Raw genomic sequence first — 19,829 nt, forward strand, 5'->3', positions numbered from 1 at the left:
AAAGGGAATATAGTCGGCCAACCCCTTCAATCCACTCAACTTCGTGATCGCCGCCGTCAGGGTTGTCTTGCCATGGTCAATATGCCCGATGGTCCCTACGTTTACGTGCGGCTTCGTCCTCTCAAATTTTTTCTTCGCCATTTTTACAACCTCCCATGAATGGACAATTTCTGGCTATTTCGTTCTTCCAAAATCAATGGCTAAAAAATGGAGCCCACGATCGGAGTCGAACCGATGAACCTCTTCCTTACCAAGGAAGCGCTCTACCGACTGAGCTACGTGGGCGTTACGTGCAGCTACAAAAAGAAAAATGGTATGGCAGGCCAGGGAAAAGCGGCGTTTGGTATCAAATGGAGCGGGAGACGAGGCTCGAACTCGCGACATTCAGCTTGGAAGGCTGAAGCTCTACCAACTGAGCTACTCCCGCGTTCACACTCGAAACACGTTGATACTGACGCTTCTCAGTTTTAATTGCCGCTGGTCAGCCAGCAGCAAATAAAAGCAAGCCATGTAGTACGTATTCGATCTTGTTGTACGCACGATCTTCTACAAGCACTTACTAATTAAAATGGTGGTGGGGGGAGGATTTGAACCTCCGAAGGCGTCGCCGACAGATTTACAGTCTGTTCCCTTTGACCACTCGGGAACCCCACCATATGATCAGCTGTTAACACTGGAGCCAGCGGAGGGACTCGAACCCCCGACCCACTGATTACAAATCAGTAGCTCTACCAACTGAGCTACGCTGGCAAACAATACTCTAAAAGAACAAACCAATCACCGGCCCCGAAAATGATTGGACCAGCAAGCTTGATTGAAACGATGTCTTTTATACCCAAAATTCAATTTTTTCAAGCAAAATTTTTCTGATATCCAAAAAATTTATTATGATCCACCATTTGGCAATAAATGTCCAGCGGCTTCGCAATCCGCGGGCCGTCTTGGGCAATGGCAGCATGTTCACTTCGATAGCGGCTTTACCATCGATACGTTTGGTTTGATCTTGGAATAAATTTTTCGCTGATGCCTGAAACCATAGAAAATCAATCAATATCATATCGATATCATTATACATGCACACTTTCGCCAATGATGCATGCCATGTTTTCCACCTGTTCCGATTAAAGTCACCCGCAGAACGCACGATATGTATTCATAGCAGCTGTAATCATCTCAACTTGACAAAAACGACGTCCAATGTATAAGGACGCCACAAACATGCGGTTTTGCATCGGCACGCATGATTCTTTAACCATTAAATACCATTGCCATAAAAGGACCACCCATTGTCTTCCTATTATTCGAGACCGATTGTCTGTCTGGCCCTGATTCTTTTGCTCGGTTGCGCCCATCAAACCGCCAACGAAAATATGGATGTCACGACAGCGCCCGTACCGCCGTCGGCCGTTGACGCTCCCGGCACCGAGGCTGATGCCATGACGCCCGTTTCGCCGTCGCAGTCCGTCACCAATCCCATCGACAGCGATGCCCCCCCAATCAAAACCGAATTGGCCGACCCATCCAATGCCGCCTCTTCAAACGTGGAGATGCCCGCAGACGAGGCTGACGCCGGTGATGTGGCGGTTGTCGAAACCGATTCGTCTGGCCCGGACATGCAGCAGCAATTGGACGAAGCTCTGGATTTTTGCGAGGCCGCCCAGGCATTCTGGCAAAACGGTGAGTTGGAAAGTGCCTTGGAGGCATTGGACAAGGCCTACTCGTTGATCCTGACCGTCGAACCGGATGACCCGGCCAAATTGGTTCAACAAAAGGAAGACCTGCGGTTTCTCATTTCCAAGCGAATCCTCGAAATCTACGCATCCCGGAATATCGTGGTCAATGGCAACCACAATGCCATCCCCCGCGAACTCAACACGAACATACAAAAAGAGATCAACCTGTTCACCCGAGGACCGGAAAAAAGATTTTTTATCGAATCCTATAAGCGTTCCGGTAAATACCGGCCCATGATCCTCGAAAAATTGGAGGCCGCGGGTCTTCCCGCCGAACTGTCCTGGCTGCCGTTGATCGAGAGCGGATTCAAGGTTAAGGCACTGTCCAGCGCCCGGGCACTGGGATTGTGGCAGTTCATCCCTTCAACCGGTTACAAGTTCGGCCTAAAAAGGGACCAGTATATCGATGAGCGCATGGATTTTGAAAAAGCCAGCGACGCGGCCATCGCCTACCTCAAGGAACTCCATAGCATATTCGGGGACTGGTCGACCGTGCTGGCAGCCTACAACTGCGGAGAAGGACGGGTCCTGCGAGTGATTCGGACCCAGAACATCAATTATTTAGATGATTTCTGGGATCTTTATGGCCGGTTGCCCTTCGAGACGGCTCGTTATGTGCCCCGCTTTTTGGCGGCGCTGCACGTCATCGAAAACCTTGAAAAATATGGGATGTCGGATGTCGAAGTCTATCCGGCACTTGCTTTTGAATGGGTTGATGTAGACCGTCAGATCCACCTGAAAGATCTGGCGCTCCCCTTGGGGACCACACTCGACACGCTCAAGGATCTAAATCCCGAGCTTCGCTACAGTGTTTTGCCCCCCAACACATATTCTCTGAGGGTGCCGGTCGGGAAAAAAGACCTGTTGCTGGCGTCGATCGACCAGGTACCGGTGTCGTCTCCCCCCCGCCCCGCGTACGTTTATCACCGGGTCAGAAAGGGAGAGTCCCTGTCGACCATTGCCCGGCGGTATCATACCAGTGTAAAAAACATCATGTGGGCCAACAATTTAAAGCGATCCAGCTATATCGTCGCCGGCAAAAAACTGAAAATTCCTCAGCGTGGAATGGTCGTGACGCATTCGCAGGCAGTCGCGCCATCACACGGCGCGTGGGATCAGAAACACGTGGTGAAAAGTGGTGACTCCCTGTGGATTATCGCCAAGCGATACGGTACGACGACCCAACAGATTCAGAAGATGAATCGTCTCTCGACGACCCGGCTGAGGATCAAACAGGTGTTGAAGGTCCCCTCAAAGGAAAGCGCAAACGCGAAACCCGCCAAAGGCTCAGGAAATTACTATGTGCAACGGGGTGACAGCCCGTACATCATTGCCCGCAAATACAACATGTCCCTGAATCAATTCCTGAAAATCAACAGCCTGACCCCACGGAGCACCATCTACCCGGGTCAGTCGGTACGGATCGAGTAATATGCATTTTTCGCCCCCGTAGCTCAGGGGATAGAGCATCGGATTCCTAATCCGTGCGCCGCAGGTTCGAATCCTGCCGGGGGCACCAAACTTATAAGGGTTTGGCGAAAATCGCCGGACCTTTTTTTACGGCTACTCATGGGACCCCTTAGCACCGCGCCCTCTTTGCATACCGTTTACCTGTGCCAGATAAGCCCCCATATCTCCTGCGGGGCCTGCTGCGGCCTGTACAATGTTTCCGATCCTTCCCGTAGAAATCTGGAGGCCATGCTGATTCGTCGCACACGGTGGTTTGCCGAGGTGCCGCGCACGGTGGCCGGCATCGATGCGTTCAAGACCAGCGTCGAGGGCACCGAACCCCAGGAAAGGCCTTTTCCGGATTTTCACCACTGCGCTTTCCTTGGAGTGATCGAGGACGACGGACGGCGGGTGGGCTGCCTGCTGCACCCGCTAGCCAAAGGCAACGAGGGTACAGACTGGCGGGGATTGAGCTACTACGGAGGAATGGCCTGCCGCACCTACTTCTGCCCCAGCGCCAGACAACTGCCGTCCCGCTGGCTGACCGCCGTTCGCCAGAGCATGAACCACTGGTACCTGCACGGCCTGGTCGTAACCGAGCGGCGCCTGCTGGCAGCCCTATTTACCGAATTGGAAAACCGGTTGGGCCGGATGATCAATACGGCCGACTTTTCCGAACCTGTTCCTGCGGCCGCGCTGTTGACGACGCTGACCACCCTGAAAATGAACTGGCCGTTCCGTCGCCAGGGTGCGCCGGGCGTGAGCAATTATTTTTTTGAAGACGGGCTTTATGCGCGTCCGGCAGTGAAGAGAAAAACCAAAACCCTACCCGCATCCCGATTCGAGGACATATTTCAGGAACTCGATTCCGGGTTTTCATCGACAGACGATATCGAAGATGCCGAAGCCAAGATTGAGGGTCTTCTGATTGCACTCGAGATGACGCTAACCATCAAATAACCGGTTCCTCCAATCAAAATAGCACCAAAGATAAAAATCAGGGGGAAGGTGGTTAACGCTTCAGCCTCGGGTGATGTCTCGCCACACATCGTCGAACATTTGCTGGGACGCCTTGTAGGCGGCTTCCGGATCTTTGCGGGCAATACCATCGACAATGGCCACATGAAACGGCAACGATTCCTTTTGGATATCGATGTCGTTGATATCGTGTTCACGGGCCTGGTGAACCGCCTCACGCATGGTACTGCTGATTTGGGACAGCAGATCGTTGTGACACGCCTTTAGAATAGAATTGTGAAAGGCAATATCGATATCCAGGTATTTCTCGTAGACATAATTGGCATCATCGCTCAGAATTTGGACCATCTGTTCCATCAAAAGCTTAATGCTTGACACTTCCGCTTGGCTGGCGCGGGATGCGGCCAATCGTGCCGCTTCCGATTCGATGATCCGACGCACTTCGGTGACCGTCTTCAAAAAGGTGAATTTATCTTCCACCTGCAACCGCCAGAGGAGCACATCCGCGTCAAATAAATTCCAGCAGTCCCGTGGCAGGACCTGGGTGCCCACTCGGGGGCGGGTCTGGATCAGGCCCTTTTGCGTCAACACCTTCGTGGCCTCGCGTAGCACCCCTCGGCTGACACTTAATTCTTCGCACAGCTTGTCTTCCGTGGGCAGCACGTCCGGGGCCTGGTATCGCCCCTGGACGATGCGTTGGCCAAGTTCTTCAACGATATACTGATAGAGCTTGCGATGGTATGGTTTGTTTTTCACAAAAGCCCTTCATTGATGGCATGGGAACAAACATCAAATTATTAAATCATATTATGTGTAACCACCCGATCAAGTCAAGCCGATGATTGAACCCTCCCCACGGTAAGCCACGGGAAGGGTCACCGTAAGGATGATAATCGATACGCAGTCCGCTCGCAAACACTGCCGCCCCGGTGTTCGGATTCTCTGCTTCGCTCCGACAAGGGACGGGCATTGCGCTCGCTATAGCGGTTCAGAAGGCGCGGCGCTACAGGCCTATAATTTAGTTGACAAATTATTATCTAATCAATATATCATCATATCATTGTATGTAAAATGATTTCCTTTCAGCTTTTCCGGTTAAGCAACCTGATCCAAAAATTAATATCCGATCATTGACCAACGGAACCAGGCATAACTGAGCTATTCAGCAATTGATCTTTCTAACCCAATGTCGTTAACTTAAGCAGTTTTCATATTGGGAGAATCTATCGCTATCGGGATCGCTATCGAAATCGACAAACACGGCCATGGCATTAGTTTCGATCCCGATCGCAATGTCGACTCCGAAAGGGCCGTTTTTTTTACCACCGAAGGCTTAAGTTACTGACGTTGCTTGCTAACCGACAAGGTCTGAGGAACGCCATCAAGCAACGAATACTACCTTCAGGAGGTCACCCGTAATGAACAACCGAATCGAAAATGTCATCATCATGGGCGCCGCCGGTCGTGATTTTCACAACTTCAATGTCTACTTCAGGGACAACGGTCGCTATCAGGTAGTGGCATTCACCGCGACCCAGATTCCCGACATCGATGGTCGCCGCTATCCGGCAGAGTTGGCCGGCAGTCTCTATCCGCAAGGAATTCCCATTCATTCCGACAAAAAATTGCGCGAACTGATCGAGGCCCACCGGGTGGACCTGGTGGCCTTTTCCTACAGCGATGTCACCCATGCGGAGGTGATGCACAAAGCCTCCATTGCCACGGCCGCTGGTGCGGATTTTATCATTGTCGGCGCCCCCTACACCATGATTGAATCCACCAAACCGGTCGTGTCGGTCTGCGCGGTTCGCACCGGCTGCGGTAAATCCCAAACCAGCCGCAAGGTCATCGAGATCCTCAAAAAAATGGGCAAAACCGTTGTGGCGGTCCGTCACCCCATGCCCTATGGCGACCTGACCCAACAGGTGGTACAGCGATTCGCTTCATACGAGGACCTGGACACCCATCGGTGCACCATCGAAGAACGCGAAGAGTACGAACCCCACATCCGCATGGGTGTGGTGGCCTATGCCGGCGTCGACTACGAAAAAATACTGAGACAGGCAGAAACCGAAGCCGATGTCATCGTCTGGGACGGCGGGAACAACGACACGCCCTTTTACAAGCCCGATCTCCACATCGTCCTGCTGGACCCACACCGGCCGGGTCATGAAACCGCCTACCATCCGGGGGAGACCAACCTGTTGATGGCCGATGTGGCCATCATCAACAAGGTGGACAGCGCCACTCCGGAAAATGTCGCAGCCGTGCGCAAGGCCATCGAAGCCCATAATCCGTCGGCCCGTATCGTCCTGGCCGACTCCGAACTGATTCCCGATGATGCCGACATGATCCGGGGCAAACGGGTGCTGGTGGTCGAGGACGGCCCGACCCTCACCCATGGCAACATGGCCTATGGCGCCGGCGTGATCGCCGCCAAGCGTTTTGGTGCAGCCGCACTGGTGGATCCGCGGCCGTTTCTGAAGGGTCGGCTGAAAGAGACGTTCGCGAACTATCCGGATATTGGCCATCTGCTGCCCGCCATGGGGTACGGCCAACAGCAGATAAAAGACCTGGAAGCCACCATCAACGCCACCGAATGCGATCTGGTGATCGTGGCTACACCCGTTGATCTCTCCCGACTGCTGAAAATTAACCGCCCGCATTCGCGCATCCGCTATGAATACAGCGATCATGGCGAGCCCACACTTGAGGCTATCATCACTGAGCACTTTGTATCTTAATCCTGACGTTGATTTTTTTGTCAAAAAACAGCAGAGTCGTAGCGTGTAAATAATAATAGTTAAATTCTAAATTTCAATGTCGGTTTTTACCCTTTTTTGAGATTTGGGCATTGTAAATTGGAGTTTGTTTGCAATTTGATTTTTGTAGTTTGTTATTTAGGAAGTTGGTGCTTGCAATTTGTTGTCTCCGATATTTCCAGGTAAGGGTGTTGGCGGTGGGGGCAACATGCTCACACCACCCTGCAGGTGAACAGTTTCAAATGACAGGAGTCATACATGGTCGATTTCCAGAACATTCTCTTTCCCGTTGCCCTGACCGACATTTCTCCGGTTGTGGCCCCTTATGTGGCCACCGTGGCCAGCCGGTTCGGAGCAAAACTTCACCTGTTGCATGTGCTCAGACGCTTCGAATGGTTTTTCGACGCCTATGTGTCGCAGCCGTCGGAGACGGATTTTAAGAGCATCGCCTCCGATTTCGAAGATCAGCTCCTCTCACGCGCCAAAGAGACACTGGAGGTTTTCAAGGACAAACATTTAAAGGGCCTCGACATCGTCAAGTCGACCGTGGTGAGTGGCACCCACTATAAAAGGATCCTGGACTATGTCGAGTCCGAAAAGATCGATCTGATCGTCATGGGCAGCGGAAGCCCGCTGCAAAAGGCGATCTTCGGATCGGTGGCGGACAAAGTGGCCAAGCTGTCACCCGTGCCGGTAATGCTCGTCAAAAGCAATTGAAAAACGTCGAAAGGAGAACGATCATGGCAACGCCACGAGAAAAACGAGATCCCTACCTGTGGGAAGCATTGATATCCATCCTGGCCTTGGTCACAATGATCAGCCTGGCCATCGTTCGCTACGAGTCGGACGCCCAGGTGCCGATTCTGATAGGCGTCCTGGTGGCGGCCCTGGTGGGTCTGCGCGCCGGGTTCAGCTGGAAGGATATCGAGACCGGCATGCTCAACGGCATCACCAACTCGCTACAGGCCATTGTCATCCTGCTCATTATCGGCATTCTCATCGGCGTCTGGATTATGAGCGGCGTCGTCCCGACCCTGCTCTACTACGGTCTGAAGATTCTTCACCCCAAGATCTTTTTGCCGGCAACCTTGATCATCTGTTCGATCACCTCACTGGCCACAGGCTCCTCCTGGGGGACTGCGGGAACCATCGGCATCGCCCTGATCGGCATCGGATCGGGACTGGGCTTCCCCCTGCCGATCGTTGCCGGGGCGGTGCTTTCGGGGGCTTATTTCGGCGACAAGATGTCGCCCCTGTCCGACACGACCAACCTGGCGCCGGCCATGGTGGGCACCGACCTGTACACCCATATCAAGCACATGACCTACACCACTGGAGTCAGTATCACCATCACGCTGGTTATTGAGATTGCGCTGGGCTTTTTTTATGGCGGCGGTGAGGCCAACCTGGAGGCAGTCAACCAGATCCTGGCCGGCATCGACGCCCAATTTGCTGTCAATCCCCTGCTGCTGCTGCCAGCGGCGGTCGTCATGGTTCTGGCGTTTCGCAAAATCCCGGCGGTCCCGGGAATCACCATCGGCATCATCGTTGCCGCCGTTTTGGGCATGATTTTCCAAAAGAACACCTTCGGCGATTTCTTGTCCGCGGCATACGGCGGCTACACCAGTAATTCCGGCATTGAAGCGGTCGACAACCTGCTCACCAAGGGCGGTTTCGAATCGATGATGTACACCGTCTCCCTGGTGATCTGCGCCATGATGTTCGGCGGCATCATGGAAAAGACCAACCAGCTGCGCGTGGTGGTCACGGTCATCCTCAAAAAAGCCCAGTCCACCGGCTCCCTGGTTACGGCCACCGTGTTGACCGCCATCGGATCCAACCTGATCCTGTGCGACCAATACATGTCCATTGTCATGACCGGCAAGATGTACGCCCAGGCCTTTAAAGACCAGGGACTGCACCCCAAAAACCTGTCGCGTGCCATCGAAGACAGTGCCACCGTTACCGCCAACCTCGTACCGTGGAACTCGGGCGGTGCCTATATGGCAGCCACACTGGGCGTGGCGACCTTAGCCTACCTGCCCTTCAACTTCTTCTGCTGGATATCGCCGATTGTTTCCATGCTTTTTGGGTGGTTCAATATCACCATGGATCCCATAGACGCGGATGACGCCGAGGCGGATACAGAGGAGGCCGGCGTAAAAAGCCCTGCCTGACAGCAACGCTGCCCCGCCGGCGAGTGGCCGGCAGGGCAGCCATCGAGGGAGGTATGCAAATGCTAAAACAATTCAATTTACGATTGATCATGATCCTGATGGTGGTGGGCCTGTGGGGCATACCGGCCTTGGCCGCTGATGTCGCGTTTTCCAAGGACTCCACCTTGGCGGGCATCATACAGCGCGGGGAACTGCGCATCGGCCTTGAGGCCGGCTTCATGCCCTTTGAGATGATCGACACCCGCAGCGGACTGCGCCAAAAAGTGATCCGGCACGGCGGGTTGCGGCAAAAGGGCCGTCAGCTGAGCCTGATGGGCTTTGACATCGACATCGGCATAGAGATGGCAAACGCGTTAGGGGTCAAACCGGTGTTTGTGGACACCCTGTGGACCAGCATCATTCCGGCCCTCAAGCTGGGACGCTTCGACATTATTTTCGGCGGCATGTCGGTGACCGAAGCCCGCCAAACCCAAGTCGATTTCGCCGATCCGTTCATGACCGTGGGACAAACGGTGCTGCTCAATGCCCGCCATGAAAAGGCGGTCAAATCTTACAAGGACCTGGATGATTCCGCGTACACGGTGGTCTCCAAGCCAGGGACCACCGGTGAAGCAGCGGTGCTGAAAATGATTCCCCGGGCCACCTATATGCCGGTGAACACGGAAATGGATGGTGCCATGCGTGTGTTGGAGGGCAAGGCCGATGCGTTTGTCTACGATCTGCCTTTCAATGCCGTGTTCAAGGCCATGCATTCGTCCGAAAATCTGATTTTTCTCGACGAACCCTTTACCAAGGAGCCCATTGCCTGGGCCATTCGCAAAAACGACCCGGATTTTCTAAAATTTCTGAATCAGTTCCTGGTACAAATCAAGGCGGACGGGCGGTTCGAAACAATTTACGATCGATGGTTCGTGCAAACCGACTGGCATCGGTTTGCCCGTTAGCGACCGGATCACGACACTTTTCGCGGCGAACAAAAAGCCCGGCGCCTCTGTTGTCGAGACACCGGGCCTATTTGTTTGCTTATCGTCTTATGCCAATATAGTGTCCATTCAGAAATAGGCAAATTTGGTTGAGATCAAGGCAAGCGAAAAATTTTACCGCAGGCATATAGTTGATATTCCGAGGATAAAATTTTGAGCATAACGCAGATATCAGGCAAATTGGCCATTTGTGGATCGACACTAATCTAACCCGTGGCCAAGTCGTAACCAGCCTCCAAAGAACCCATCAGTTCACTGACAGAAACGATCCTGTCCACACGGAACGCATTGGCACCGGCAAAGGCAAACCCGTTTTTTAGCTTGCCGCGCCTGGCCGAGGCCAGGGCCATGCCAATGCAGTAGGGGCTATTTTCCGGATCGCAGGTTTTGATGCAGTGGTAAGGGCAGCGAAAGGGATGTTTGGTACCGGCAGCCGCATCCACCAGGAACTGGTTCCTTAGCGCCCGCCCCGGAAGGCCGACCGGACTATTGATCACCATCAGGTCTTCCTTTTTGGCATCCACATAAGACTGTTTGAAGGCCAGATCCGCATCACATTCATGGGTGGCCACAAACCGGGTGCCCATCTGAACCCCGCTGGCCCCCATTTTAAGGAATCGTCGAATATCATCACCGTCATACACGCCGCCGGCAGCAATGACGGGTATGCGGACGCCGTGCTTCGCTTCCACATTTTTCATCTGAGCGACCACCTCGCCCACCAGGTTCTCCAGGCAAAAGGCGGGATCGTCCAACTGATCGGCCTTGAACCCCAGGTGACCGCCGGCCTTGGGGCCTTCAACCACAAACGCGTCGGGGAGATAACCATAGCGCTGGAACCATCGTTTGCAGATCAACGCGGCGGCCCGGCCCGAAGAAACGATGGGCACCAGCCGCGTCTGGTCACCCTTTTTCAGAAAGCCGGGCAGATCCAGCGGCAGACCGGCGCCGGCAAAAATGATATCGACCCCATCGGCAATGGCGGTTTTTACCATTTCCGCAAAATGGGTCAGGGCCACCATGATGTTGACGCCGATGATTCCGCGGGTCTTTTCCCTGGCTTTGCGGATCTCCCGGGAAAGGGCCCGGCAGTTGGCCTCGATCCCGTTGGTAGCTATGTCCTTTTCGGTAATACCGACCATAGCGCCGGCAATCACGCCGATCCCCCCGGCATTGGCCACGGCGGAGGCCAGGCCGGACATGGAAATCCCCACGCCCATGCCCCCCTGGATGATCGGCAGCCGACTGATCAGATGACCAATTTTCAACTCAGGCATTTTCATGGATAGCACCGTCCCACAGCTTTTAAATTAGGATCTAAAAGACCCAAATCGTTTTAAAATGCTGTATCCATAGCCTCAGACCATGACGGGCCACAAGCAAGAAAAGCGATATGACAAAAGTTTTACATGTACTTGTTGCGCAAGGCGGTCAGTCGGGTGAGGTAGCGTTCCCGGTAGGTCAGTCCTTTTTGGTTGGAAATATCATAGAATAGATAGTCGATATAGGGGCGGACATCGATGCCGTAACGGTTAAATTTCTCATCGTTCGCCCGATCGACAACTAAAATGGCGTAATAATTCACCAGCATGCGCATCTTGGATTCCCGCCGCAGCAGATAGCTCCGCCCCCCCAGGGTATTCAGAAAATAGCCGGCATAATCGTAAAGCCGGTCGATGGACAAGGGCTGCGCGTCACCGGTCAATGGCTTGCCGCATTCCCCGATGGTGGCGTAGAAAACAGCCATGGCCGGCTCGAGTACCCGCTCTTCCGAGGCCAGGATATCCTTGGCCAGCATCAATCGTTTTTTCCCCAGAACCCGGTAGAAATGGGTCACATTTTTCACCAGTCTAAACAGCTCCTGCATCTCCCCGATGTTAACCGGCGGGTTGTCCATGAGCAGCGCCGCACATTCGCGGAAGAAACCGGCACTGCCCCCGTCGATCTCCCGGTCCGACAGGTAAGGCTGACTGTCCAGGTAGTTGAAAAAGGAGACCATCTGCACATCTACCTTTTCGCAGTCGACGGTCAGGGCATCGGCATTCCGGTCGGGAGCCGGCGTGCCAAACACCGTTGGGAAAACCTCATCTCCCGGACGCATTTGGCGCTCGGTTTCCAACTGAGCCTGCATCTCTTGGATGTCCGCCTCCATTTTTTGGATCACTTCCAGGCATTCCTTCTGAGCTTGCTGACGGCCAACGGCCATCTGGCTCTGGTGCCATTTATTGACCATAAAGTAGGTCACCAGGCCGACGACAATCAGGGCAAAGACAGCGGCTACGGTCGCGAGGGTCCTGTTCATGGAATTCACATTAATCTCCTTATCTCCTGATCATCAATCCAAAGTGGCGTTACGATTCTAAACCGTGTATGGATGCCGGTGTCCGATGGCCGGCCATCCAGAGCCTCCACCACTGCATAAAAAAATTTCCGGCTTCGTAAAGACGGGTCAAGAATCGCTCCGGGTTGACCCGATTGAACCCTCCCCCACGTGGGTGATCGGCATGTTCTACACCCGTCTCCATGATGGCGATGTAGATCGCCTGAATATGGCGGCAGAGAAAATCATAACAGACCGGCCGATAAAAATGAGCGGCACCATCGTTTTATGTGTTGCCGGACACGTTGCACAAATAGTCCGTATCGGTCTACCCGCAGAGCAACAGCCGATTTCATAGAGCTGATCTAATTCATGTGTGGGATGAAAAAAGTGGACACAACGGGAACACCCGCCTTTAGCCATCCTTTTTTGTAATCCACATCGGCCCGCTTTTCAACACCTAAGGTGCAGGGTCAATCAAACAGGCGCCCATCCTGCTCTGACAATCGACCAAGCCAGCAGAAGGGTGAAGGCCATCTGAAGCAGCCGCATACCGCGCCGTCGGAGCCGCCAGGGAGGCAGGGCGAACGCAACGACAAAACCGTTTGCCGCATACAAAGGACTAAGAACAGCGAGGCTGCCAGGATGCCAGGCAACCACCAGGGCCGCCAGGTAGAGGTATCCCGACCATGCCACGCTCACCGCCTTGAGGCGCCGTGGTCCCCGAACCATGGCGTAGATCATCGACGGCACCACCAACAGCAAAGCAAAGGGACCGAAGCCCATGGGTCCGCTGCCTGAAAAGATCAGGGTAAACGAATCCGCCACCCCGGCAGGGCCAAACACCGGCATCACCAGGCTGTTGTATATTCCCATCACCAGGCCCCTCAGATCCAGTCCCACCAGCCACACCACCATTCGCTGCAGCGGTTCAGTAGGGTCGAAACTGACAAACAGGTAGCGAACCAGGTTGACGGCGGCGCCGAGGATGCCGTGGTTATCGAAGGCGATGGCCGTGCCGATAAGCGGATGATCGTGGGCCAGGTTCCATGCAAAGACGGGAATCTGAGCCAACATCATAGCCGGCAATAGGGTCAGCACCGTTAAAAGCGGTTTGGCCGCAAGCAGTTCCCGCCAAAGCAGCCATCCGTGCCGGCGAATCATGATCACCACCAGCAGGAGCCCCATCACCGGGACCAGAGCAATGCTCAACGGATTCGCATAAATGGAGAACAGGATGCAAAGGAAGAAAAAGCGAAGGTCCCCGGACTGGTGCTGCTCCAGGAGTCGATAGATCAGCACCATGGAAAAGGCAATGGCCGCAGTGGATACCAGCTCTGCCGAGGGCCATAAGCCCAGGAAAACCAGTCGTGGCATGCTCAGTACCATCAGGGTCACGGTCAACGCCATGGGTGGCCAGGTATACCGGCGGGCCAGGGCATAGGTCGAAAAGCCTACTGCCATGTGGGCCAACAAACCGAAACCGCAGGCGTTGGGTCCCAGGCCAAACCGGGCCGTGTGGTAAAACAGGGCCGTGGCGTTGAGCGGGGGGATCGCATCGATGCCCGCCATTCGAAATAGGCCACCGAAGACCGAACCGGTCATCAGTCCGTCCCATGGATGGACGGTCGGCAGGTGATCCGTCGACAACCATCCCACCATCACCAGGCCCGCCATCGCCGTCCAGGCGGCCGCGATGGTCAACCCTGAAAAAATCTCCTGGTGCACCAGGCGAGTCGCCGATACCAGCTCCCGGAGCAGGTGCGGCAACCGGCGGACACCAAAAAACAAAAGTCCTGCCAGGGCGGCGGGTTCCAGGATGTAACCGGGTAGCGGCGATCCAATAAAAAGAGACATCTGATGGATCAGTGAAAGGGCCATGAATACCATCACGACGGCGCCGGCGCCGGCTTCGGCAAGGGTATATCCCATGGACAGGAACCAGGCAGTGGCCGCCAGTATAAAAACCGCCGTCTCGGCGGTCAGGCCCAGGGCCACCCAGATCATCACCGGAACCCGCCTGTGTCGAGAACCGGCAATGAATGCCGCCGGATCCTCACGATGGTTCCCCGCTTTCAGCCGCCGCTTGTTGGGCCTTCAGGTGGTCGACGATCTCAACCATGAAGTCCCGCATGTTACGGGCCAGCCGTTCGCATTCCGGGCAGTATACTTTTCGAAACATCTTGCCGTGGACATCGTTCTGGTGCCAATACCATTCGATGTACGGCGATCCCTTGCAGAACTTTTTCCCCGTATACCGCGCAATGGGGCACCCTGTGCAGACAAGCACGTAAAAGATGCGGCAGGGGGGACAATCGAGGACGCCGCCGTCGGAGCCCTTGCCGGCAATGATCCGGTCCCACTTACGGACAGACGCTTCCATGATGCTGATCCTGTTCATGTGACCCCCTGCCTGATGAAATTGGGTTGTGGTCGGTTGTGCAATGGCTTACGGATTGCTCCAGTGGTTTTGCGGTCGCCGATGCTTGGACAGCTGCCCTTCCAGTTCCTTCCAGAACCTTCGGTGGGTGTGAATGCATCGATCCACGATGGTGTTCAGTCGGCCCGGATCGGCACTTGCCGCCATGGCATCCACATCGGTCGATGTCCGGCCGGTGAGTTCATCGATCATGGCCAGGGCCGAGTCGGCCAGGGCGTCGGCGTCGTATCCCCCCTCCAGACAGAAAACCACCCGCCCGGCACAGGTCTGCCGGGCAATGTCGAGAACCAGTCGGGTCAGGCCGGCAAATCCCGCCGGGGTGACCTTCATTCCTCCCAGCGGATCGGCAGCGTGGATATCGAACCCGGCGGAAACCAGAATCAATTGCGGTTTGAACGCAAGCGCCACGGGTGTAAGTAGTCGCTGGTAAATGGCCGCAAATTCACCGTCCCCGCAGCCGCGGCTCAAAGGAACGTTCATGGTGGTCCCCTCCCCCGGCCCCTGGCCGGTTTCGGTGAAGTGGCCGGTTCCGGGATAGTGGGGAAACTGGTGAGAAGAGAAGAAAAAAACAGAGGGATCCCGTTCGAAGATGTGCTGGGTGCCGTTGCCGTGATGAAGGTCCCAGTCCACCACCATCACCCGCGCCAGCCCCATGGCTGTGCGCGCCGCCATACTGCCGATGGCCACATTGTTGAAGATGCAGTAGCCCATGGCCCGGGTGCGCTCGGCATGGTGGCCGGGCGGACGGGCCAGCACCAGGGCATGGGACAGGGTCCCGGCAACGACTTGCCGGATCGCCTCGATGGTGCCGCCGGCGGCAATGGCCGCCACCGGGTAAGAACGGTCACAGGTCAGGGTGTCGGCGCTGAGCGCAGACGCAGGATGGGTCGCGGTAGCCTTGACCTGGTTCAGGTAGGACGGACTGTGCACCAGAAGAATCTCTTCGTCTGTGGCCGCCGGCGGGACGATGGTGGTGAACCGGTGGTTCACCATCGGATCCTGCAGGCGCCGATAGAGGGGTTTGAGCCGACGGGGATGATCCGGGTGACCGTCATCGGTCACATGCTCAAGATAGACAGGGTCCCAAACCACACCTGTGGCCGTCATCGATGATGGCCTTCGGTGTGTGTGGGCTCCACCGCCTCGGGCACCGTCAACACACTACAGGGAGAGCGGCGCAACAACGCCTCGGTCGTAGAGCCGGATATCCAGCGGCCCACCTTGCCGGAACGGCGCACACCCACAGCGATTAGATCTGACGCCCGCTCCCGGGCAAGCCCCAGCACCATCTCCTGGGGAACACCGGGGGCGATCGCCACGGAAACCTGATCGGCATGGGGAAACATCCGCCGCCCCTGTGTGCGCAACCGACGGTCCAGGCGATCCTGTAGCGCCTGCTGAACCTGGCCATACGACACCGCATCGGAATCCGTTATCACTTCTTCCATGGGCCCTTCCAAGGCATGAACCATGAGGATTCGTGAAGCGGCATCGGACTGAAGCAGGGGCATCAGCGGGGCCATCCGCTGCCAGTAGCCGTGACCGTCACAGCTGACCACGGCTGAACGAAAACCGTTGAACCGGCCGTGGTCTTCACCCTCGCCTGGCTTGACCACCAGCATAGGACAGTCCAGTGCACGCGTCATGCGTTCCACCACCGTGCCGATGAAAAACCGACGAAAACCGGATAGGCCGTGGCTGGCGGAAACCACGAGACTCGGCGGCAGACTGCTGACGAAGGCGACGGTCTGCTCCACCGGTTCCCCGAAACGCACCACCGACTCCCAGTCCACGGCGGCATCGGTCATCAGGGCACGAATTCGCTGCCGGGCGTCGTCGGTAAGATGGGCCAGGTCTCCTCCCCGCTCGAACACCGCTGTCGGGTGCGCCTCATCCTGGGGATCGTGCACCGCATGGATCAGGTATAGACGTAAGCCGGTCCGCCGTGCAATGGCCACTGCGTGACGGACCACCAGAGGGCTGAAAGGAGAGAAATCGACCGCACAGACGATGGCTTGAATGGTCAGCGGCATGATGGGATTCCTTTGTGTCGCGCTGGGGGCAAGATATCGGTGGGGAGGCAAGGTAAAGATGCCCGGTTCGCGCTTTGCATCTAAAGTGTAGGAAAAACCAGGCGTTCATGTCAATCTGAATATCAGAAAGTCAGTGCCCACCTAAGATTGGATCCGGTGGAATGAGCCACCTTTTAGTCCGCCGCCGCCAAATTGCTGCAAGAAAAGGTCCGTGGCACGAAATGGGACAAGAGGCTTGGATTTGACGATGCGCCCTCAAACCCTTGCCAGATTTTTGAGCCGCGTGAGCGCCTCCCAGGAAAAGGTCTCGCTCCGACAGGGAAAAATGGCGTTGTTGGTGAAGATGGGATCAGCCTCCAGATCGTAGCGCGATGCGGCCACGGCCTGGGACCACATGGGTGTGCCGGGAATCGGCGTGTAGTGGGCAATCACCGGGGTGACGCCGGCCTGCTTCACCAGGGCAATGGACGCCTCGACGCCCGTAAAATCCTGACCGGGAAGGCCGGCCAGCAGGTAGGCGCCCACCTGGCGTGCACCGAACCCGGCAGCCTTGAGATGCCCCACGGTCCGAACAAACTCCGCTCCGGTCACCTTGCAATCCATGGTCTGCCGCCCTTCGAATGCCGTGGTTTCCAGGCCCAGTCGGATGGTGTGAAACCCGGCCCGCTTCATCAGCCGGGAGAGCGGTCGGGTGATCTCCCGGATATGCAGGGCGTTGGGGGTGTGAAAGCGAACGTCCACGCCTGCTGCGACAATCCCCTCCAGCAGGGGCGTGATGTGCCGTTCTGCATCGACCAACAGGGCGTCATCGTAAAAGGCGAAATCGTCAACCCCGTGGTTCGCATGCCAGTGGACGATTTCATCCACGACGGATGCGGGACTGCGGCGCATCCTCCGGGGCTGGAGCCGGTGGGAGGCGCAATAGGCGCATTTGAACGGGCACCCGCGCGAGGTCAGCACCGGCACATACGCCAGGCGGTGTTCGAGGTCTAACGCCGGGCGCGGCAACGCATCCAGGTCTTGGGGGTCGAACCGGGGTGCGGGTGACCAGCCGGTAAATTCGGCCACCAGCGGCAGGACGGCACTTTCTCCCGGGCCGCTCACCACCCGGTCCGCACCGCAGGTATGTCTCGCATGATCGGCACATAGTGTGGCATAAACACCGCCCAGCACCACCGGCACATCCGGGAAAACCGATTTTAGGACATCGATCGTTTCACGAACACCCGGATACCAGTAGGTCATCAGGGAGGTGACCAGCACCAGATCCGGCGGATCCAGCGATTCCAGGTCGTTTCGGAACCATTCGACAGGAATGCCGTAGCGGCAGTAATTGCGCGGGATGTCATCGAGTCCCTTTGGTTTGGCAATAACCGTCTTCAGGTACGGGCCGCGCCCGCAGCGCGCCGACGGCAGCGGCCCTGCTGCGGCGAAGGGGTGAAACCGGTCCAGGCAATCCATGTAGGAAATCCGGGCCCCGTGATCGCGCAAAATTGACCCCAGGGTCAGCAACCCCAGCGGTTTGGCCCAAAAATCATAGGCGGCAAAATCGTGAATCCAGGGATTGACCAGCAGGATGTGGGGGGTGTCGGACGGGTTCATGGCAACACCAATTGATTTCCTAACCCGGATAAACCGGTGCTGTTGAAAAGGCGTAGGCCGCAAACAACCTATCGCAATCGCCAAATCTGAAACAGCAAGCTACAAATTGCCAATCTCAAATGAACTACCCCGCCGCAAGCGGCGAGGTATCACCAAAGGATGAAATCTATTTTATCGTCGCAAGCGACGGGGTATTAGACCCTCAGGGCTGTAATAAATTCCAAATTACAACATCCAAATCTCAAAGTAAGATCAAAAACCAGTAGTTATTGGTTTTGATATCTCTAATGTTGACCATTGGAATATCATTCTTTCAAGACCTGGTTTGGAATTTTGAATTTGGCTATTGTGATTTATTTGTCATTTGGTTTTTAGGTTTTGTCTTTATTTGGCTCTCAACATGCCAGTTCCTGGCCAGAAAAGGTAGATTGGGGTCCAGATCAAGGCCGCAGCGTTATTGAAACCGCAGGCGTAGCAGCGCTACGTCGAGGATTTCAATAACGTGAGAACGCTGATATTGGCCGCAAGATGCCGTTTCTGGTGGGAGGCTTAGTTCGCATCCGTAAAGTACGTCATCGAAATCTTTTTCAGCTCCTGGCGGCTGAACAGCAGCTGGTACGTCTGCACCCCTGATTTTTCGGACATTTTACGCGCGGTGCTCCGGCAGTCCTCTTCACTCTTGCCGTGAATCATGGTGTAAAGGTTGTAAGGCCAGCCGTCGGCCGGATCGCGGCGATAGCAGTGGGAAACGGCCCGAAACGAGGCCATGATTTTGCCCACGGCTTCGATACGATCCTCCTCCACCTGCCAGGCGGTCATGGCATTGGCCTGAAACCCGGACTTCTGGTGGCGCAAGGTGGCCCCGAAACGGCGGATCACACCCCGGTCGGTGAGATCTTGAAGGGTTTGGATGAGGGTCTTCTCGGAGATGCCGATCTCTTCGGCCAGCACCTGGTAGGGGCGCGATACGACGGGAATGTCCCCCTGGATGGATGCGATAACTTTCTTATCAAGGTCGGTAAGCATGGGCGGTTTTATGGATGGTTATCAGCGGGTTGTCAAGGACATAGTGGGTTGATCAAATCATGTGGCTCACGCCGGCAACCTTGGCAGCCTGTTCGTGCTCGGGAAACAACCCATGAATCGCGGCTTGGCTGGCATCGCAAATACCTCTTTCGGTGATAAAGCCGGTGACCAGCCGGGCCGGGGTGACGTCAAAGGCGAAGTCCGCCGCCGGGCTGGATTCGGGGGGCACCAGCACCCGGGTGATCCGGCCGTCGGCCAACCCCTGGATGTAGCGCACCTCGTCGGGGTTGCGCTCTTCGATGGGGATCTCTTTCACCCCGTCGGTC

18 protein-coding genes, 5 tRNA genes and 1 pseudogene are annotated in these 19,829 nt (G+C 55.7%); 8 read left to right on the plus strand and 16 right to left on the minus strand.

Annotated features, from left to right (window positions below; genetic code table 11):
- The 6 genes from QNK41_RS06965 to QNK41_RS06990 form a co-directional block, all read right to left on the minus strand.
- A partial coding sequence (locus QNK41_RS06965; protein WP_319255173.1) for a GTP-binding protein occupies positions 1-141 on the minus strand: 141 nt, incomplete at its 3' end.
- A gap of 67 nt (positions 142-208) precedes the next feature.
- Positions 209-285 (minus strand) — tRNA-Thr (locus tag QNK41_RS06970).
- 66 nt (positions 286-351) lie between these two features.
- Positions 352-427: transfer RNA gene (locus QNK41_RS06975), tRNA-Gly, on the minus strand.
- 142 nt (positions 428-569) lie between these two features.
- A tRNA-Tyr gene (locus QNK41_RS06980) sits at positions 570-654 on the minus strand.
- Between the two features lie 20 nt (positions 655-674).
- Positions 675-750, minus strand: a tRNA-Thr gene (locus QNK41_RS06985).
- 79 nt (positions 751-829) lie between these two features.
- On the minus strand, positions 830-1,075 hold the full coding sequence (locus tag QNK41_RS06990; RefSeq protein ID WP_319255140.1) for a hypothetical protein: 246 nt from the start codon (positions 1,073-1,075) through the stop codon (positions 830-832).
- A gap of 211 nt (positions 1,076-1,286) precedes the next feature.
- Between QNK41_RS06990 and QNK41_RS06995 the strand changes: the two genes are divergently transcribed.
- The 3 genes from QNK41_RS06995 to QNK41_RS07005 all read left to right on the plus strand — a co-directional run bounded on the left by QNK41_RS06995 (position 1,287) and on the right by QNK41_RS07005 (position 4,142).
- Complete coding sequence (locus QNK41_RS06995) at positions 1,287-3,164, plus strand: lytic transglycosylase domain-containing protein (RefSeq protein WP_319255142.1); 1,878 nt, start codon at positions 1,287-1,289, stop codon at positions 3,162-3,164.
- Positions 3,165-3,176: 12 nt separating this feature from the next.
- Positions 3,177-3,252, plus strand: a tRNA-Arg gene (locus QNK41_RS07000).
- Between the two features lie 50 nt (positions 3,253-3,302).
- Positions 3,303-4,142: a hypothetical protein gene (locus QNK41_RS07005; RefSeq protein ID WP_319255144.1), complete on the plus strand. Its 840-nt coding sequence runs from the start codon at positions 3,303-3,305 to the stop codon at positions 4,140-4,142.
- A 60-nt stretch (positions 4,143-4,202) separates the two neighbouring features.
- Here the strand turns inward: QNK41_RS07005 and QNK41_RS07010 are convergent, their stop codons facing one another.
- Positions 4,203-4,916 carry a FadR/GntR family transcriptional regulator gene (locus QNK41_RS07010; protein ID WP_319255146.1) on the minus strand — a complete coding sequence of 238 codons (714 nt, stop codon included), beginning with the start codon at positions 4,914-4,916 and terminating at the stop codon, positions 4,203-4,205.
- A 662-nt stretch (positions 4,917-5,578) separates the two neighbouring features.
- Here QNK41_RS07010 and QNK41_RS07015 point away from each other — a divergent pair.
- From QNK41_RS07015 to QNK41_RS07030, 4 genes are all read left to right on the plus strand, one after another.
- Positions 5,579-6,904 carry a cyclic 2,3-diphosphoglycerate synthase gene (locus QNK41_RS07015; protein ID WP_319255148.1) on the plus strand — a complete coding sequence of 442 codons (1,326 nt, stop codon included), beginning with the start codon at positions 5,579-5,581 and terminating at the stop codon, positions 6,902-6,904.
- Between the two features lie 276 nt (positions 6,905-7,180).
- The gene (locus tag QNK41_RS07020; RefSeq protein WP_319255150.1) at positions 7,181-7,639 is read left to right on the plus strand and encodes a universal stress protein; all 459 of its coding nucleotides are present in this window, start codon (positions 7,181-7,183) and stop codon (positions 7,637-7,639) included.
- A 23-nt stretch (positions 7,640-7,662) separates the two neighbouring features.
- Positions 7,663-9,099 (plus strand): Na+/H+ antiporter NhaC, encoded by a 1,437-nt coding sequence (nhaC, locus tag QNK41_RS07025; protein ID WP_319255152.1) that lies wholly within the window; start codon positions 7,663-7,665, stop codon positions 9,097-9,099.
- 59 nt (positions 9,100-9,158) lie between these two features.
- Positions 9,159-10,043 carry a transporter substrate-binding domain-containing protein gene (locus QNK41_RS07030; RefSeq protein WP_319255153.1) on the plus strand — a complete coding sequence of 295 codons (885 nt, stop codon included), beginning with the start codon at positions 9,159-9,161 and terminating at the stop codon, positions 10,041-10,043.
- A gap of 245 nt (positions 10,044-10,288) precedes the next feature.
- Here the strand turns inward: QNK41_RS07030 and QNK41_RS07035 are convergent, their stop codons facing one another.
- Entirely contained in the window at positions 10,289-11,365 is a 1,077-nt protein-coding gene (locus QNK41_RS07035) for a nitronate monooxygenase (protein WP_319255155.1), read from the minus strand.
- 122 nt (positions 11,366-11,487) lie between these two features.
- Positions 11,488-12,384, minus strand: coding sequence for a hypothetical protein (locus QNK41_RS07040; protein WP_319255157.1), 897 nt, complete (start codon positions 12,382-12,384; stop codon positions 11,488-11,490).
- Between the two features lie 85 nt (positions 12,385-12,469).
- Here QNK41_RS07040 and QNK41_RS07045 point away from each other — a divergent pair, with 85 nt between their 5' ends.
- Positions 12,470-12,760 carry a hypothetical protein gene (locus QNK41_RS07045; protein ID WP_319255159.1) on the plus strand — a complete coding sequence of 97 codons (291 nt, stop codon included), beginning with the start codon at positions 12,470-12,472 and terminating at the stop codon, positions 12,758-12,760.
- A gap of 119 nt (positions 12,761-12,879) precedes the next feature.
- Here the strand turns inward: QNK41_RS07045 and QNK41_RS07050 are convergent, their stop codons facing one another.
- The 7 genes and pseudogenes from QNK41_RS07050 to QNK41_RS07080 form a co-directional block, all read right to left on the minus strand.
- Positions 12,880-14,412, minus strand: a complete 1,533-nt coding sequence (locus QNK41_RS07050) for a hypothetical protein (RefSeq protein WP_319255160.1) — start codon at positions 14,410-14,412, stop codon at positions 12,880-12,882.
- A gap of 46 nt (positions 14,413-14,458) precedes the next feature.
- Positions 14,459-14,803, minus strand: a complete 345-nt coding sequence (locus QNK41_RS07055) for a hypothetical protein (protein WP_319255162.1) — start codon at positions 14,801-14,803, stop codon at positions 14,459-14,461.
- Positions 14,804-14,851: 48 nt separating this feature from the next.
- On the minus strand, positions 14,852-15,949 hold the full coding sequence (locus tag QNK41_RS07060) for a histone deacetylase (protein WP_319255164.1): 1,098 nt from the start codon (positions 15,947-15,949) through the stop codon (positions 14,852-14,854).
- Positions 15,946-16,875: a universal stress protein gene (locus QNK41_RS07065; protein ID WP_319255166.1), complete on the minus strand. Its 930-nt coding sequence runs from the start codon at positions 16,873-16,875 to the stop codon at positions 15,946-15,948. Before QNK41_RS07065 ends, QNK41_RS07060 begins: the two co-directional genes overlap by 4 nt.
- Positions 16,876-17,130: 255 nt before the next feature.
- Positions 17,131-18,477: a B12-binding domain-containing radical SAM protein gene (locus tag QNK41_RS07070; RefSeq protein WP_319255168.1), complete on the minus strand. Its 1,347-nt coding sequence runs from the start codon at positions 18,475-18,477 to the stop codon at positions 17,131-17,133.
- A 549-nt stretch (positions 18,478-19,026) separates the two neighbouring features.
- The gene (locus QNK41_RS07075) at positions 19,027-19,503 is read right to left on the minus strand and encodes an Lrp/AsnC family transcriptional regulator (protein ID WP_319255170.1); all 477 of its coding nucleotides are present in this window, start codon (positions 19,501-19,503) and stop codon (positions 19,027-19,029) included.
- Between the two features lie 52 nt (positions 19,504-19,555).
- Positions 19,556-19,829, minus strand: a pseudogene (locus QNK41_RS07080) (S-methyl-5-thioribose-1-phosphate isomerase); the annotation flags it as partial.

This window comes from Desulfosarcina sp. (assembly GCF_033791525.1).
GTDB lineage: Bacteria > Desulfobacterota > Desulfobacteria > Desulfobacterales > Desulfosarcinaceae > Desulfosarcina.

Bases quoted from the DNA above. Each gene is read 5' to 3' on its own strand.
- QNK41_RS07005 (WP_319255144.1), top strand. From the start codon at position 3,303: ATGGGACCCCTTAGCACCGCGCCCTCTTTGCATACCGTTTACCTGTGC.
- QNK41_RS07020 (WP_319255150.1), top strand. From the start codon at position 7,181: ATGGTCGATTTCCAGAACATTCTCTTTCCCGTTGCCCTGACCGACATT.
- QNK41_RS07015 (WP_319255148.1), top strand. From the start codon at position 5,579: ATGAACAACCGAATCGAAAATGTCATCATCATGGGCGCCGCCGGTCGT.
- QNK41_RS07035 (WP_319255155.1), bottom strand. From the start codon at position 11,365: ATGAAAATGCCTGAGTTGAAAATTGGTCATCTGATCAGTCGGCTGCCG.
- QNK41_RS07070 (WP_319255168.1), bottom strand. From the start codon at position 18,477: ATGAACCCGTCCGACACCCCCCACATCCTGCTGGTCAATCCCTGGATT.
- QNK41_RS07045 (WP_319255159.1), top strand. From the start codon at position 12,470: ATGGCCGGCCATCCAGAGCCTCCACCACTGCATAAAAAAATTTCCGGC.
- QNK41_RS07040 (WP_319255157.1), bottom strand. From the start codon at position 12,384: ATGAACAGGACCCTCGCGACCGTAGCCGCTGTCTTTGCCCTGATTGTC.
- nhaC (WP_319255152.1), top strand. From the start codon at position 7,663: ATGGCAACGCCACGAGAAAAACGAGATCCCTACCTGTGGGAAGCATTG.
- QNK41_RS07060 (WP_319255164.1), bottom strand. From the start codon at position 15,949: ATGACGGCCACAGGTGTGGTTTGGGACCCTGTCTATCTTGAGCATGTG.
- QNK41_RS07075 (WP_319255170.1), bottom strand. From the start codon at position 19,503: ATGCTTACCGACCTTGATAAGAAAGTTATCGCATCCATCCAGGGGGAC.
- QNK41_RS07030 (WP_319255153.1), top strand. From the start codon at position 9,159: ATGCTAAAACAATTCAATTTACGATTGATCATGATCCTGATGGTGGTG.
- QNK41_RS07055 (WP_319255162.1), bottom strand. From the start codon at position 14,803: ATGAACAGGATCAGCATCATGGAAGCGTCTGTCCGTAAGTGGGACCGG.
- QNK41_RS07065 (WP_319255166.1), bottom strand. From the start codon at position 16,875: ATGCCGCTGACCATTCAAGCCATCGTCTGTGCGGTCGATTTCTCTCCT.
- QNK41_RS06990 (WP_319255140.1), bottom strand. From the start codon at position 1,075: ATGTATAATGATATCGATATGATATTGATTGATTTTCTATGGTTTCAG.